This window comes from Chloroflexota bacterium (assembly GCA_016235055.1).
Lineage (GTDB): Bacteria > Chloroflexota > Anaerolineae > JACRMK01 > JACRMK01 > JACRMK01.
The window spans coordinates 47,150-61,225 of record JACRMK010000078.1 but is presented as its reverse complement, the minus strand read 5'-3'; the positions used below and the strand labels follow the sequence as shown (position 1 = coordinate 61,225).

Genomic DNA, 14,076 nt, shown 5'->3' with positions numbered 1-14,076 from the left:
GTCCATTGCTGCACCATCCGAGATCCAGTCACTTCCGTGCCGGTCGCCATCGAAATGCATGACCTGACTACCCCACACCACGCCCCAGCGTGTCCCAGTACAGCGCCCACGCTTGCAGGCCGTCGTGCAGGCGCTGCACGCGGAAGAACTCGTTGGGCGCGTGGAAGTCCTCGTCGGCCGTCGAGAACGAGAAGAAGACCGTATCGATGCCGAGGATGCGCTTGAACAGTTCGCTGACCGGCAGCGTGCCGCCCATGCGCACAAAGACCGGCGCCTGCTTGTATACCGCGCGCAGCACCGTCTCAGCGACCTTCAAGCCGATGTGATCCGCCGGGATGCGGTACGGGTTGGCCGCATGCCGGTCAGGCATGATGTTGAGTGTGACGCCGCGCGGCACGTGCGCCGCCAGGTGCTTAGCGAGCAACGCGCGGATTGCGTCAGGCTTCTGGTTCGGCACCAGCCGGCACGAAATCTTGCAATGCGCCTCGGCCGGCGTGACCGTCTTGCTGCCCGGCCCCTGATAGCCGCCCCACATGCCGTTGACTTCGAGCGTCGGGCGCGTCCACTGCCGTTCGAGCGTCGTGTAGCCCGGCTCGCCGAACAGTTCCGGCGCGCCGACCTGCCGCTGGTATGTTGCCTCGTCGAACGGCAGCACGCGCAGGGCTGCGCTTTCGTCGGCGGTCAGCTCGACCACATCATCATAGAACCCTTCGACGGCGATCCGCCCGTCCGGCCGGTGCAGGCTCGCGACGAGCTCCGCCATCGCATGCAGCGCGTTCGCGACCGAGCCGCCATAGCGGCCGGAGTGCAAGTCCTTACCCGCGCCCTGCAGGCTGAACTCCAGCGTCACCAGCCCTCGGCTGGCGACCGTGATCGACGGCTCGTCGATGCGCCACATCGCGCCGTCGGCGGAGAGCACGAAGTCGGCTGCCAGCAAATCGGCATTTTGCCTGATGAACGGCTCCAGGCTGGGGCTGCCGATCTCTTCCTCGCCCTCGATCATGAACTTCAGGTTGATCGGCAGCGCCTTCTGCGTGGCGAAGAACGCCTCGACCGCCTTGAGCGGGATCAGCGTCGGCCCTTTGTCGTCGGACACACCGCGCGCGTACAGCTTGTCGTCGCGCACTTCAGGCGCGAACGGGTCGCTCTGCCACTTGTCGAGCGGGTCGGGCGGCTGCACGTCGTAGTGCCCGTAGATGAGAACAGTCGGCTTGCCCGGCGCGCCGAGCCACTGCGCGAAGACGACCGGGTTGCCGGTGGTCGGCATCACGCGCACGTCGGCCATGCCGGCGCCGGTCAATTGCCTCGTCACCCACTGCACGGCGCGCTCGATATCGGGGCGGTGCGCCGGGTCTGCGCTGACGCTGGGGATGCGCGCGAACTCGATCAACTCGTCGAGGATGCGCGCGTCGTGCTGGGTCAGATACTCGAAGGGCGTCATCACTTGCCGCCGTCGACCGAGAGCACCTGCCCCGTAATCCAGTTGGCGTAGTCCGACGCGAAGAACATCACGCCGGACGCGATGTCCTCCGGCGCACCGAGCCGCTTCAGCGCGATGCGCTCGACCAGCGCCGCCTGCCCTTCCGGCCCGTACGACTCCCACTGCTTCTCGGTCGTCGGGTTGGAGCGGATGAAGCCGGGCGCGACGTTGTTGACCGTGATGTTCCACGCTCCCAACTCGTGCGCCAACTGCCGCGTCAGGCCGATCTGCGCCGCCTTAGCTGAGGCGTACGCCTGGATGCCGGTCAGGCTGACGCCGAGGCCCGCGCCGCTCGAGATGTTCACGATGCGCCCGTAGTGCGCCGCCTTCATGGCCGGCGCGACCGCCTGGCAGCAATACCACGCACCGGTCACGTTCACGTCGTAGATCGCCTGCCACTGCTGCGGCGTGACCGCCTCAAGCGGCTGCCCGACCTGGCCCAGCACGCCGCCCGCGTCGTTGACAAGAATGTCGATCCGGCCAGTCGTCTGCTGCGCCTCGGCCACCCACGCGAAGACCTGCTCGCGCTTCGAGACGTCCACCGTGCGCGTCTCAATTACGCACCCGCCCGCTTGCGCGAGTCGTTTTGTCTCCGCCAAACCCGCAACCTGCACGTCGCACGCCCACACGTTCGCGCCGCGCGCCGCGAAGCCCAGTGCGATCGCGCGCCCGAAGCCATGCGCCGCGCCGGTCACCAATGCTGTCCTGCCGTTGAATTGGATGTTCATGGTTAGTTCCTAGTCTCTAGCTGCTAGTTGCTAGCTGCTAGTTGCTAGTCGCTAGTCACTAGCGACTTCAGTATGTCGAGGTTGGCGGTGCTCATCTTGCGCTTGCCATCCTCGATCTCGTGGATCATCGCGATCACCTTCGCCGTGAGCGGCGCAGCCACACCGACCTCCGCGCCCAGCGTGACGATCGGCCCCAGTTGCGGGTCGGCTTCGGTTTTGCGCTTGCGCACGGCCAGGTCGCGCCAGATGCCGCTGTGCGTCTTGGCCGATTTGCGATTGAACGCGACCATTTCGTCCAGCGAGCGCTCCGACACCTCGCGCGACACGCCGGGCATGAACGCGTGCGGGTCGAAGCCGTTGAACGCCTCCGGCTTAATGCCGCGCGCCTGCGCGACCGCCATCACCTCGTGCGCGATCGCGCTGTACACGCCGCGATACTCCGGCCGCGCCAGCGCGTCGGCGATGCCCTCGTCGGTCAGCGCGGTCGCGAACAACTGCGCGCCATACGCCAGCTTGCCCCACAGGAAGCCCCAGATGTTGGCGGTCATGATCGCGCGGTCCTCAAAATCGAGGAACGCGCGATGCAGTTCCGCCAGGCGCGGCGTCATGCGCCCGTCGATCTCGCCGACGACGACCGCGCCGCGCCCGCCGTACATGATCACGCCCGGCTCGAGGTAGTCCGCGCCGAAGTTGACGAAGCAGCCGATCGTGCGCGCCTCGCCGACGACTTGTTTGATGACCAACTCGTTCAACCCGTTCTGCGCCGACACGACGTAGCCGCCTGCCGTCAGGTGCGGCGCCAGCGCGCGCGCCGCGCTCTCGGTGTCCTGCGCTTTGACCGCCAGCACGATGTGATCAAACGTGCCGGGCAACGCCTCCGGCGAGTACGCCTTCGCGCGCGCCGTGAACTCCGCGATCGGGCCGGTGATGCGCAGCCCATTGCGGTTGATCGCTTCGACATGCTCGGCCGCGCGATCGACCAACGTGATGTCGTGCCCCGCGCGCACCAGATGCGCGCCGAGCGTGCCGCCGATGGCGCCGGCGCCCCATACCAGGAATTTCATAGTGCTCCTTGCGTATTACTACTTTGTCACTGCGCTGATCCATCCAGTGCCATTCTTCGTCGCTGCGCTCCTCAGAAACGTAAGCAGCTACAGCCGCATCGCGAATGCATGGCCGCATACTCGTCGCTCCCGCGAAAGCGGGAGCCCAGGGGCAAACCTCTGGATGCCCGCTTTCGCGGGCATGACGAGTTGGTCGTCCGGCGCCTCGTTTCTGTCCCCGCGCACACTGGGCACCACCGTGGATTTCTCAATATGACATGGGGGAGGCAGCGCGATCTGGCAAAGTAATGTTATGCCCAGCCGCCGTCGATCTGCTCGCGCGTCTCTTCGACGCCCAGTTTCCAGATCGCCAACATCTCGCTGTCGGGCCGCTGGTAGACGCCGCCGTAGTTGCCGTCGCCCAGATAGTCACGCAGGGCGCGCGGCGCCAGTTGCCGCAGGATGCCCATGTCGGCCGGTTTCTTCTGCCCGGCAGGCATGCTCACGCCCGTCAGTCGCGTCCACGGGAAGTTCTCCATCCACGACGCGTGCGACGCGACCGGGTCGAACGCCTGCACCTGCGCGAACGTGCGCGGCGCGTTCCACCAGTTGTGGAACTTTCCCTTGACGCCCGGATTGTCCGCCATCCACTCGCCGGCCAGCCCGCGCGCCGGATCGTTGCCGCCGTGCCCGTTGACGATCACGATCCGCTTGAAGCCGTGCGAGGCGATGCCGTCGAGCACGTCGCGCACGAGGTTCAGGTAGGTGCTGATACGCAGCGTCACCGTGCCTGGAAACGCCCGGAAGTACGGCGTCAGGCCGTAGGACAACACCGGAAAGACCGGTACGCCCAGCGGCTCGGCCGCCTCCAGTGCCACCCGCTCCGAGAGGATGCTGTCCACGCTCAGGCTCAGGTAGGCGTGCTGTTCGGTGCTGCCGAGCGGAAGCACCGCGCGGTCGTCTTTCTTCAGGTACTGCTCAACCTGCATCCAATTCATGTCGCTGATACGCATTGCGCTGTCTCCTTAAGTACGGCTTTGTCGCTTGGGCACATCCTCACGGTAGGGGCCGACCCGACATGTCGCCCCCTTTGGGGGGTGCGTGTCGGCCCGCCGGGCGCACACCCAGGCGCGCCCCTACCTGTGTCATGCTGAGTCGGTGCAACGCACCGACGTCTACAACTGCCGAGCCTACGCGCCCACGGCCAGCAACGGGTCGTTATTGTTCATCGCCAGCGTCGTCACTAGGAAAAGGATGACGCCGTTCACCGGCGCCGTCACGGTCTCCTGCGTGTTGCCGAGATAGTCGGCCACGCGGCCCAGGTCCTGCCCTTTCGTCACCCGGTCGCCGACCTTCACGCTCGGGTAGAACAGGCCGTCGTGGCTGGAGCGCAGCCACGCCATCTCTTCCAGCAGGCGCGGCTGGGCCGGCGCGGGCGGCGGCGTGTCGCTCGTCAGGCCGATGTGGACAATCGTGCGGCGCAGGCCGTTGTAATGCTCCTGCACTTCGTTTTCCGGCCACAGCCCCTGGCCGCCGACTTCCGCCAGCACGGCGGGAATGCCCAGCCCGGCCGCCGCCGCATAGGTGGAGCCGCGCACTTCCCGGCCGACGATATAGGGCAGACCGTACGCCGTGGCCAGCGCCAGCGCTTTCGCGTCCAGCTCGGCTTTGCCGGTGCGCTGGACGATGCTGAACGGCACGAGCGCCTCGTTCATGTCGCCGCCGTGCAGGTCAATGTAGTAATCTGCTCGGCGGATGAGGTTCTGGACGATCCAGTCGGCCAGCCGCTGCGCGAAACTGCCGTTCGGGTCGCCCGGGAACATCCGGTTCAGGTTCTGGTTGTCGGGCGGGCAGATGTAGATCGAACGCTTCATAAAGGCGTTCATGCTCGCGATCGGCACCACGACCAGTTGCCCGCGCAGTGTCGCCGGGTCGGTGCGTTGGGCCAGGCGATACGCGCTCTCGATGCCGACGTATTCCGCGCCGTGGATGCCGGCCGTCACCACGACGGTCGGTCCGGCTTCCGCGCCGTTCAGCACGTACACCGGCATTTTGATCGGCGTGCCGCCGAACTCCAGATCGAGCACACGCGATACGCGCGCGCCTGGCGCAGCCGAGACGCCGGCTACTTCAAACGTCGATTTGCTCATGATTACCTTTCTGTACTGCGATTGTCCGAAACAACGGTCCGACACGCACTAAGCCTCAAACCCAACACAAAGGCACAAAGACACCAAGCAGGAATTACTGAAGGTTTTCTTTGTGCCTTTGTGGCTTTTGTGTTGATATTTCGTGCGCCGCCCGCTTGGTTGATTTGCCTGCTGCATTTGCGCGATGCCGCGGGTCGCTTCACCGTCGTTCGGCGAGGCCGTCGCCGATCAGACTCAAGGACACGCCAACCACCAGCAGCGCCAGGCCGGGCAGCGTCGTCATCCACCACGCTTGCAGTAAATACTGCCGGCCATCGGCGATCATCGCTCCCCACTCGGGGGTCGGTGGTTGCGGCCCCAGGCCGAGAAACGACAGCGTCGCGCCGGTCAGGATCGCCAGCACCATGCCGGTGAAGACGTAGATGAGCGCGGGCGCGATGACATTGGGCAGGATGTGGCCCAGCACGATGCGCGGCGTCGAGCAGCCAATGGTCGTGGCTGCTTGCACGTATTCCAGTTGGCGCGTCGCGAGCGTCTCGCCGCGCGTGATGCGTGCATACGGCACCCAGCCGAACACGCCGACGGCGATGTACAGGTTGGTCAGTCCGGGCCCGAGAATGCTCATGATGGCGATGACGAGGATCAGGAATGGGAACGCCATCAGGACATCGACGATACGCATGAACAACGTGTCGAATCGGCCGCCCAGGTATCCGGTCAGCACACCGATCAACGAGCCGAATATGAATGGAAAGAGCACCGACAGCAGTCCGATCTGCAAGTCGAGCTGCAGGCTGTATACGATGCGCGCCCAGATGTCGCGCCCGAATTGGTCGGTCCCGAGCGCGTGTCCAGGGCTGCCCGGCGGCAGGAACCCCTCCGCGAGGCTCTGCGCGATCGGGTCGTACGGCGTCAACAGCGGCGCGGCGAATGCGCTGGCAACCAGGATCGCCATCAACCCCGCGCCGGTGAGCAGCGTGGAGTTCAGACGCAACTGCTTGATGCGCTCGCGGACGCCCGGCGAGACGAGTTCGGCGTAGACGGGCGGGCGGCGCGTGTTGTCGGCGGTATTATTCATAGGTCACGCGCGGATCGAGGAACGAGTACGAGAGGTCCACCAACAGGTTCACCAGAATGACCAGAAACGCGCTGACGACGACGATCGACTGCACAACCGGGTAATCGCGCCCGGTGATCGCCTGGATCAGCAGCTCCCCAATGCCATGGATGCCGAACACGCTCTCGACCACGATCGTGCCGCCGACGAGCGCGCCGAATTGCAGGCCGAAGATCGTGACGGTGGACATCAACGCATTGCGCAGCACGTGCCGGATCAGGACATATTGCTCGCGCAGCCCCTTGGCGCGCGCCGTGCGCACGTAGTCGGCGCGCATGGTCAGGATGATCTGGCTGCGCAGGTTGCGGATCAGCACCGCCGATAATTGCAGCGCCAGCGTCAAAGCCGGCAGGAACATGTAGCGCAGGTTTTCGGCCGGCGTTTCGCCCATGCCGCCGACCGGCAGCCACTTCAGAGCCAGTCCAAACAAGAGAATGAGCATGATGCCGAACCAGAAATTGGGCGTCGTCAAGATGAACAGAAACACGATTCGCACGACATGGTCAATCCAGCGCCCGCGGTTGATCGCCGCCCCAATGCCAAACAGTAATGTGGTCACGGCCGCCAACCCCATGGCATACAAAGCCAGCGACAGCGAGACCGGGATGCGTTTCCACAGCAGGTCGGCGACCGGCTGCCGGTAGATCAGCGACTGGCCCATGGTGCCAGTGAAGATGCCGGAGATGAACAGCCAGTACTGTTCCGGCAGCGATTTGTTCAGGCCAAGCTGCTGGCGCAATTCGGCGGCGTTCTGATCCGTTGCGCGGTCGCCCAGGATCAGAAACGCCGGGTCGCCCGGCAAGACGCGCACCATGCCGAAGATGATGAACGTGACGCCGAACAGCACGAACACCATCAGCAGCAGGCGCTTTCGAATGTAAGCGAATCGTCCCATCGCCACCTCAAACGCCGGTCGCGGCGGGGACGGCCCGCAGGCCATCCCCGCCACGAACACGCGTCGTTACTTGTTCAGCTTGACGTCTTCAAACCGGTAGTACGACATACCGTCGATGACAAAGCCGTCGACGTACTTCTGCCAGCCGGCGGTCGCGCCCAGATAAGCGATGAACACCAGCGGCGCATCCTCCGAGTAGGTCTTCTGCAGCTCGGCGTACAGCGCCTCGCGCTTCTTGGCATCCTGCTCCAGGTCCGCCTTGGTGATCTTGTCGTTCACGGCGGGGTTATTGTAGCGCGTCCAGTAAGCGAACGGGCTGGCGCCGCCGCGCATCGCGTAGTTCACGATCTGCGTCGGGTCGTTCATGTCGTTCGTCCAGGCGCTGGGCGTGGACATGAACTTGCCCTCGCGGTAGTTGGCACGCACAACGCTCGTCTCCTGCGTCTGGATGTCCACCGTGACGCCGATCTTCGCCCAGGCGTCCTTCAGGATCACCGCCGTGTTGGCGAAGTTTGTGTTGCCCGAGCGTACCTGCATATCCATCGTAAAGCCCTTGGCGCCGGCCGATCCGGCCATCAACGCCTTGGCCTTGTCGAGGTCGTACTTGTAGCCCGGCACCGTCTTGTCCCAGTAGGTGCCCTTCGGAATCGGCGAGTTCATGAACTCGGCCTGCCCGAAGTAGACCGTCTTGATGATCGCGTCCTTGTCGGTCGCGTAGTTCAACGCCTGGCGCACCTTCGGGTCGTTGAGCGGCGGCTTCTCGGTGTTGAGGATGATGAACGCCGTCTGCTGGATCGTGAAGGTTTGCGCCTTGAGGTTCGGCATCGCGCTCAACGCCGCGATCTGGCTGAACGGCACGAAGTCGATGATGTCCACTTCGCCGCCCTGCAGCTTCAGGACGCGCGTATTGTCATCCGGGATATACTCGATGCGCACTTCGTCGATGGCCGGCTTGCCCTTCCAGTAGTTCGGGTTGCGCTTCAGGACAATCGGATCGCCCTTCTTCCAGCCCTCGATGTAGTACGCGCCGCTGCCCTGCGTTTTCCACGCCGCCGCGACGTCGTAGTCCTTCGTATCGGTCGCCTTCGCCCGGTCGGCCGGCATCACGGCGCCGCAGAACATCGCCAGCACCGAGAGGATCGGGGCGTATGGCTGGCTCAAAATCACCTTGACGGTCTTATCGTCCGGCGCTTGTACTTCCTTGATCGCCTTGTAGTTGTCCTTCCAGGCGCTCTTCTCGCCGCCGCGCGCCATGTCGAGCGAGGCCTTGACGTCGGCCGCCTTGAGCGCCGAGCCGTCGCTGTACTTCAGGTTGTCGCGCAGGGTGAACGTCCAGGTCAGGCCGTCGGAGGTGCTTTCCCACTTGGCGGCCAGGCCCGGTTCGACGCCCATGCCGTCCTTCGTCGTGCGCAGCAGTGAATCATACACGTTGACGGAGATGAACAGCGCGGGGTTGTCGTCAATCTGCCAGGGCACGAACGGGCTGAACGGCTCGGCATTGCGCGCCATCTTCAGCACCTTCGGTCCGGTCGATACGGCCGGTGTCGCCGCGGGGCCGCCCGGCGCGGGCGACGCCGGGGTGGGCGCGCAGGCGACCGCGAGACCGAGCGCGCAGAGCGCGACGATGAGCAACAGTTTTGTAACTCGACCTTGCATGAGCTTCTCCTTGTTCAATCGTAGGTCGGGGACCTACTGATCGACTTACATTACTCCAACAGACGGATGCGGTCGGCTCTTGAGCTGGCATCACCTCCTTTTCCGATAACGATGGCTCAACCGGCCCGCTTCACAAAACCGCTGCGCCGGCCTGAAAGACCTGCTTCACTTTCTGCACGCACTTGATGTCCACCGCAACATTGCCCTCGACCACGACGAGATCGGCGCTGCGCCCCGGCTCGACAATGCCATACTGGGCAATGCCCCAGGCGCGGACCAGCGTGCCGCTGGCCGCCGCCACGGCGGTGACCGGCGAGAGGCCGCTGGTGACGAGTTCGTCCAGTTCCTTCCAGAACGTATCAAACGCCGTGGCGCGCCAGCCCGCGTCCGAGCCGGCCAGCAGCGGCACGCCCAAGCCACGCAGGCGGCTGACGACTTGTCGCTGCGCGTCGTTGCGCGCGACCCAGCCGTCGCGTTCGGCGCCCGGGGGCAGCATGTCGCGCAAGTCGCGGAAGACCTGCATGGTCGGCGTGACGACGATGCCGGAGCGCGCCAGCTTGTCGGCGACCCGCTCGTCGAACACAGTACCGCGGTCCGGCGTGGTGAACATCGCGTGCTCGATGAAGTCGACGCCGGCGTCCACGGCGTTCTCAATCGCCTGTACGCAAATGCAGTGGGCGACGACCTTCTTGCCCAGGCCGTGCGCGGTATCGACAATGACGCGCAATTCCTCCGTCGTGTACGACGGGTGGTTCGGCAGGCTGCCGGGCGTGCCGCCGCCCGACGCCATCACCTTAACGAAATCCGCGCCAAGGCTGATCTTGCGCCGCACCATCGTGCGCAGGCCGTCGGCGTTGTCGGCTTCGCCGCCGAAGTTGCGCGTGTGGCCGCCGGTGATCGTGATCGGCCAGCCGCACGCGATGACGCGCGCACCAGTGGTGTGGCCGCGCGCCTGGGCGTCGCGCACGTCGATCGCGAGCGCGCCGCGCGCGCCGCAATCGCGCACGGTCGTCACGCCGGCCCGCAGCGCGGTGCGCGTGTTGTGCGCCGCCCGCAGGGCCAGCGTCGCGTCCGAGAGCGGGTTCATATCGAAAAACGGTGTGTTGTCGCCCGGCAGGACGAGATGCACGTGGTTGTTGATCAGGCCGGGCATCAACGTCATGCCGGGTAGCGGCTTCGTCTGGTCGCCGGGCGCGGCGGCGACGGCGGCCGCCGGCACGATCGCCTCAATCAGCCGCTCGTTGATGACGACGGCGCGGCCGATCTGTGCCGGCGCGCCGGTGCCGTCAACCAGCCATTCCGGCAACAAAATCGTTCGCATGAAAGTCTCCTCCGTGGCAATTAACCATATCCAACACAAAGGCACCAAGACACAAAGAAAACATTGGGCTTCTTCTTTGTGCCTTTATGTCTTTGTGTTGAGGTTTGTATTTCGCGCCGTCAGTTCTTCAGTCGCGGGTCGAGCGCGTCGCGCATGCCGTCGCCGAGCAGGTTCATCGCCAGCACCGACAGCATAATGATCAGCCCGGGAAACGTGGAAATCCACCACTGGTCGCGCAGGTACTGGCGGCCTTCGCTCAGCATCCGGCCCCATTCAGGGGTGGGCGGCTGGCTGCCGAGACCCAGAAAGCTCAGCGCCGCAGCCGAGAGAATTGCCGAGCCGACGCCCAGCGTCGCGGCGACGATGAGCGGCGCGACGATGTTAGGGAAGATGTGCAAGATCATGATGCGGCCGTCCGGCACGCCGACCGAGCGCGCAGCGTCGACGTACAGGTTCTCGCGCGCCGCCAGCACCGAGCCGCGCGTCAGCCGTGCATAGGTCGGAATGGCCGACACCCCGACGGCGATCATCAGGTTGTTGAGGCTGGGACCGAGCATGCTGACAATCGCAAGCGCCAGCAGAATGCCCGGAAACGCGAGCATCACGTCGATCACGCGCATGAGCACAATGTCCACCCATCCGCTGTAATACCCCGAAATCAACCCGACGGTGACGCCGATGACGGATGCAATGGCGACCGAGATCAGCCCGATGGCGAGCGACACCTGCGCGCCGAAGACGACGCGGCTAAAGACATCGCGGCCGAACTGGTCGACACCGAACCAGTGCGCCGCGCCGGGCGGTTGCAGCGGCGGCGCTATCGCAATTTGAATGGGGTCATACGGCGCGATGACCGGCGCAGCCACCGCCAGGAACGCGAGCAGCGCCAGCACCGCAAAGCCGACCCGCGCACCGCGCCCCGCCCACAGCCGCCGCGCGAATTCCCACGGGCGCGCGACCGCCGACGGCGTCATCACCACAGACTCAGTCGTCATGTGTTGTACCGGATGCGCGGATCGAGGTACGCGTAGATCATGTCGACCATCAGATTGACCATGACATATGACGTCGCCACCACCAGCACGATGCCCTGCACGAGCGGAAAGTCTTTGGTCAGGATCGCGTCGACGATGAGCCGCCCGATGCCGGGCCGGCTAAACACGGTCTCGATCACGACCGCGCCCGCCATCAACTGGCCGAACTGCAGTCCAAAGACCGTCACCATCGGAATCAGCGCGTTCTTGAGCGCGTGCCTGGCGATGACGAGGAACTCGCGCACGCCTTTGGCCCGCGCCGTTGTGATGTACTCTTGCCGCATGACTTCGAGCATGCTGGAACGCGTCAGCCGCGCCAGGATGGCCGACGCGCCCAGTCCCAGCGTCAGCGCTGGCAGCACGAGATGGCGTAGTTCGCCGCCGCCTGTCGCCGGAAACCACCGAAGGTTAAGCGAAAACAGGAAGATGAACAGGAGCCCGAGCCAGAAACTGGGCATTGACACGCCCAGCAACGCGATCAGCATCAGGGCGGCGTCGGCCCAGGTGCGGTGCCGCACCGCCGCCAGGATGCCGAGCGTCGTGCCGGTCACCCCGGCGACCAGCAGGCCCGCCAGCGTCAGTTGCAGCGTGGACGGCAGGTTGTCCATGATCTCGGCCGACACCGGCCTGCGGGTGCGGATCGAGATGCCCAGATCGCCCTGCAATGCGCCGAACAGGAAGCGCCCAAACTGGTTGGGCAACGGCTCATCAAAGTGCAACTGGGCGCGCAGGCGCTCGATCTGCTCCGGCGAGGTCTGAAACTCGCTCAACATCAGCTTGACCGGGTCGCCGGGCACCAGATGCAACATGGAGAAGACGAGCAACGAAACGGCCAGCAGCACAGGGACCGTGGACAGCAACCGCCGCGCGAGATACGCGTACATACTTTGCCTCACAGAACGCCGGGCACAGCATGCGCCGTGCCCGGCGTTCTGATGCCGTTTGGCTTGGTCTACTTCTTCATGGACAGGTCGTTGATCATCGGGTAGGTAAAGCCGTTGAACTTCAAGCCGCTGACATTCGCGCGCAGCGCCCACACGGAAAGCTCATCAACCAGCGGAACCGTCAGCGCCTGGTCCAGCAGTTTCTTCTCCAGTTCGAGGTACAGCGCCTTGCGCTTGACCGGATCGCTTTCGGCGCGCCCCTGCTCCAGCGCTTTGTCGATCTCCGCGTCCTTGATGCACGCGAAGTTGAAGTTGCTGCCGACCAGTGCCGATGAGAAGAAGGCGTTCAAGCCGTTCCAGTCGCCGTCGCGCAGGAACAGGATCGGCCCATTGGTCGCGCAGCGATAGTTGTCCTCGTACCACGGCGCGCGCGCCTGCGCCTTCAGCTTGACGTCCATGCCGATCAAGCGCAACTGGCCTTGCACCAGTACGTTGATCTGGTCGGGTCCGGCGCCGGAGTCGATCGAGTTGAGCACGACTTCCAGGCGCTTGCCGCCCTTCGTGCGGATGCCGTCCGCGCCGACCGTGTTCCAGCCGGCCTGATCGAGCAACTGCTTGGCCTTGTTCACGTCGTACGGATAGAAGGCGCGCAGCGCCGGATCGTCGAGCATCGCCATCGTCAGGGGCGCGTACGCCTTCGTGCCAATGCCCTTGTAGATCGAATTGACAATCGCGTCCTTGTCAACGCCGTAGTTGATCGCTTGGCGCACCTTCAGATCGTCCGTGGGTGGCAATGTTACATTCAGTGCCCAGATGCGCGGCAGACCGACCCACGCCTTGCTGGCAATCGTGTAGTCTTTGGACGCCGAGAGCCGCGCCAGGTCCTGCGCCGGAATGGTCGCAACGACCTGCGTCTCGCCCGATTCGAACGTCGCCATGCGCGTACCGGGTTCGGGGATGAACTTCCAGATTACTTTATCCAGGTAGCCCGCGCCATCGTGATCGGAGTAAGGCGTCTTGCGGGTATATCCGTCCCAGCGGCTGAGAGTGATCTGCTGCTTCGAGACCCACTCGTCGATCTTGTACGGTCCGCTCATGACCGGCGCCTGGTTCACCTTGTCGCCCTGCGCCTGTGTGGCGGTCGGCGAGACGAACATCAGCACCGGGCTGGCCACGTAGGTCAGGAACGGCGCATTGCCGGCCTTGAAATTCACGCGCACGGTGTAGTCGTCGACGGCGTCCGCGCTCACATAGCCCTGCAAGTAGGTCAGCGCGGAGCCGGCCTTGTATTTCGGATCGGCAATGCGGTCGAAGTTCCACTTAATCGCCTTGGCGTCGAGCGCGGTCCCGTCCTGGAACTTAGCGTCTTTGCGCAATTTGAACGTGTATGTCTTGCCGCCATCGGTGACTTCCCATGACTCGGCAAGCCACGGTTTGAGTTGGCGATCCGCCGTCAGGTAGAGCAGGCTTTCGCCCATGGATGCAGAAATGTAAAACGTGACGGCGGAGGGCGACGCATGCGGGTCCATCGTCGGCGGCTCGGAATCGAGACCGATGGTGACGGCGCCGCCCTTGACCGGCGCGGCCACGGGCGGCGCCGAGGTTGCGCCTGCCGCTTTGGTTGGCTCGGCCGCGGGCGATGGGCCGCACGCGCCCAGCAGCCAGGTAGTTGCAACTAACATCGCAAGCACAAGATAGATCTTCAGCTTCATAACTCCTCCTTTAGGGGGTATAACGAAGAGCAGTCGCCAGCGTGAATGGTGAGAGT

At 64.6% G+C, this 14,076-nt stretch carries 12 protein-coding genes; all 12 read right to left on the bottom strand.

Features of this window, described 5'->3' with window-relative positions; translation table 11 throughout:
- Positions 1–67: 67 nt before the first annotated feature.
- The 12 genes from HZB53_19070 to HZB53_19015 all read right to left on the bottom strand — a co-directional run bounded on the left by HZB53_19070 (position 68) and on the right by HZB53_19015 (position 14,020).
- The gene (locus HZB53_19070; protein ID MBI5879752.1) at positions 68–1,441 is read right to left on the bottom strand and encodes a dipeptidase; all 1,374 of its coding nucleotides are present in this window, start codon (positions 1,439–1,441) and stop codon (positions 68–70) included.
- Positions 1,441–2,208 carry a glucose 1-dehydrogenase gene (locus HZB53_19065; GenBank protein MBI5879751.1) on the bottom strand — a complete coding sequence of 256 codons (768 nt, stop codon included), beginning with the start codon at positions 2,206–2,208 and terminating at the stop codon, positions 1,441–1,443. The genes HZB53_19070 and HZB53_19065 overlap by 1 nt, the downstream gene beginning before the upstream one ends.
- Positions 2,209–2,252: 44 nt before the next feature.
- Entirely contained in the window at positions 2,253–3,272 is a 1,020-nt protein-coding gene (locus HZB53_19060) for a 2-dehydropantoate 2-reductase (protein ID MBI5879750.1), read from the bottom strand.
- Between the two features lie 290 nt (positions 3,273–3,562).
- Positions 3,563–4,264, bottom strand: a complete 702-nt coding sequence (locus tag HZB53_19055; GenBank protein MBI5879749.1) for a creatininase family protein — start codon at positions 4,262–4,264, stop codon at positions 3,563–3,565.
- A gap of 177 nt (positions 4,265–4,441) precedes the next feature.
- On the bottom strand, positions 4,442–5,401 hold the full coding sequence (locus HZB53_19050; protein MBI5879748.1) for a succinylglutamate desuccinylase/aspartoacylase family protein: 960 nt from the start codon (positions 5,399–5,401) through the stop codon (positions 4,442–4,444).
- A gap of 199 nt (positions 5,402–5,600) precedes the next feature.
- Positions 5,601–6,479: an ABC transporter permease gene (locus HZB53_19045; protein ID MBI5879747.1), complete on the bottom strand. Its 879-nt coding sequence runs from the start codon at positions 6,477–6,479 to the stop codon at positions 5,601–5,603.
- Positions 6,472–7,413 carry an ABC transporter permease gene (locus HZB53_19040; protein ID MBI5879746.1) on the bottom strand — a complete coding sequence of 314 codons (942 nt, stop codon included), beginning with the start codon at positions 7,411–7,413 and terminating at the stop codon, positions 6,472–6,474. Before HZB53_19040 ends, HZB53_19045 begins: the two co-directional genes overlap by 8 nt.
- A 66-nt stretch (positions 7,414–7,479) precedes the next feature.
- The gene (locus HZB53_19035) at positions 7,480–9,069 is read right to left on the bottom strand and encodes an ABC transporter substrate-binding protein (protein MBI5879745.1); all 1,590 of its coding nucleotides are present in this window, start codon (positions 9,067–9,069) and stop codon (positions 7,480–7,482) included.
- A 130-nt stretch (positions 9,070–9,199) separates the two neighbouring features.
- Positions 9,200–10,390 carry an amidohydrolase family protein gene (locus HZB53_19030; GenBank protein ID MBI5879744.1) on the bottom strand — a complete coding sequence of 397 codons (1,191 nt, stop codon included), beginning with the start codon at positions 10,388–10,390 and terminating at the stop codon, positions 9,200–9,202.
- Between the two features lie 119 nt (positions 10,391–10,509).
- Positions 10,510–11,364, bottom strand: a complete 855-nt coding sequence (locus tag HZB53_19025; protein MBI5879743.1) for an ABC transporter permease — start codon at positions 11,362–11,364, stop codon at positions 10,510–10,512.
- A gap of 17 nt (positions 11,365–11,381) precedes the next feature.
- On the bottom strand, positions 11,382–12,308 hold the full coding sequence (locus tag HZB53_19020) for an ABC transporter permease (GenBank protein MBI5879742.1): 927 nt from the start codon (positions 12,306–12,308) through the stop codon (positions 11,382–11,384).
- Between the two features lie 68 nt (positions 12,309–12,376).
- A complete protein-coding gene (locus HZB53_19015; GenBank protein ID MBI5879741.1) occupies positions 12,377–14,020 on the bottom strand; it encodes a hypothetical protein in 1,644 nt (547 codons plus the stop codon).
- Positions 14,021–14,076 lie beyond the last annotated feature (56 nt).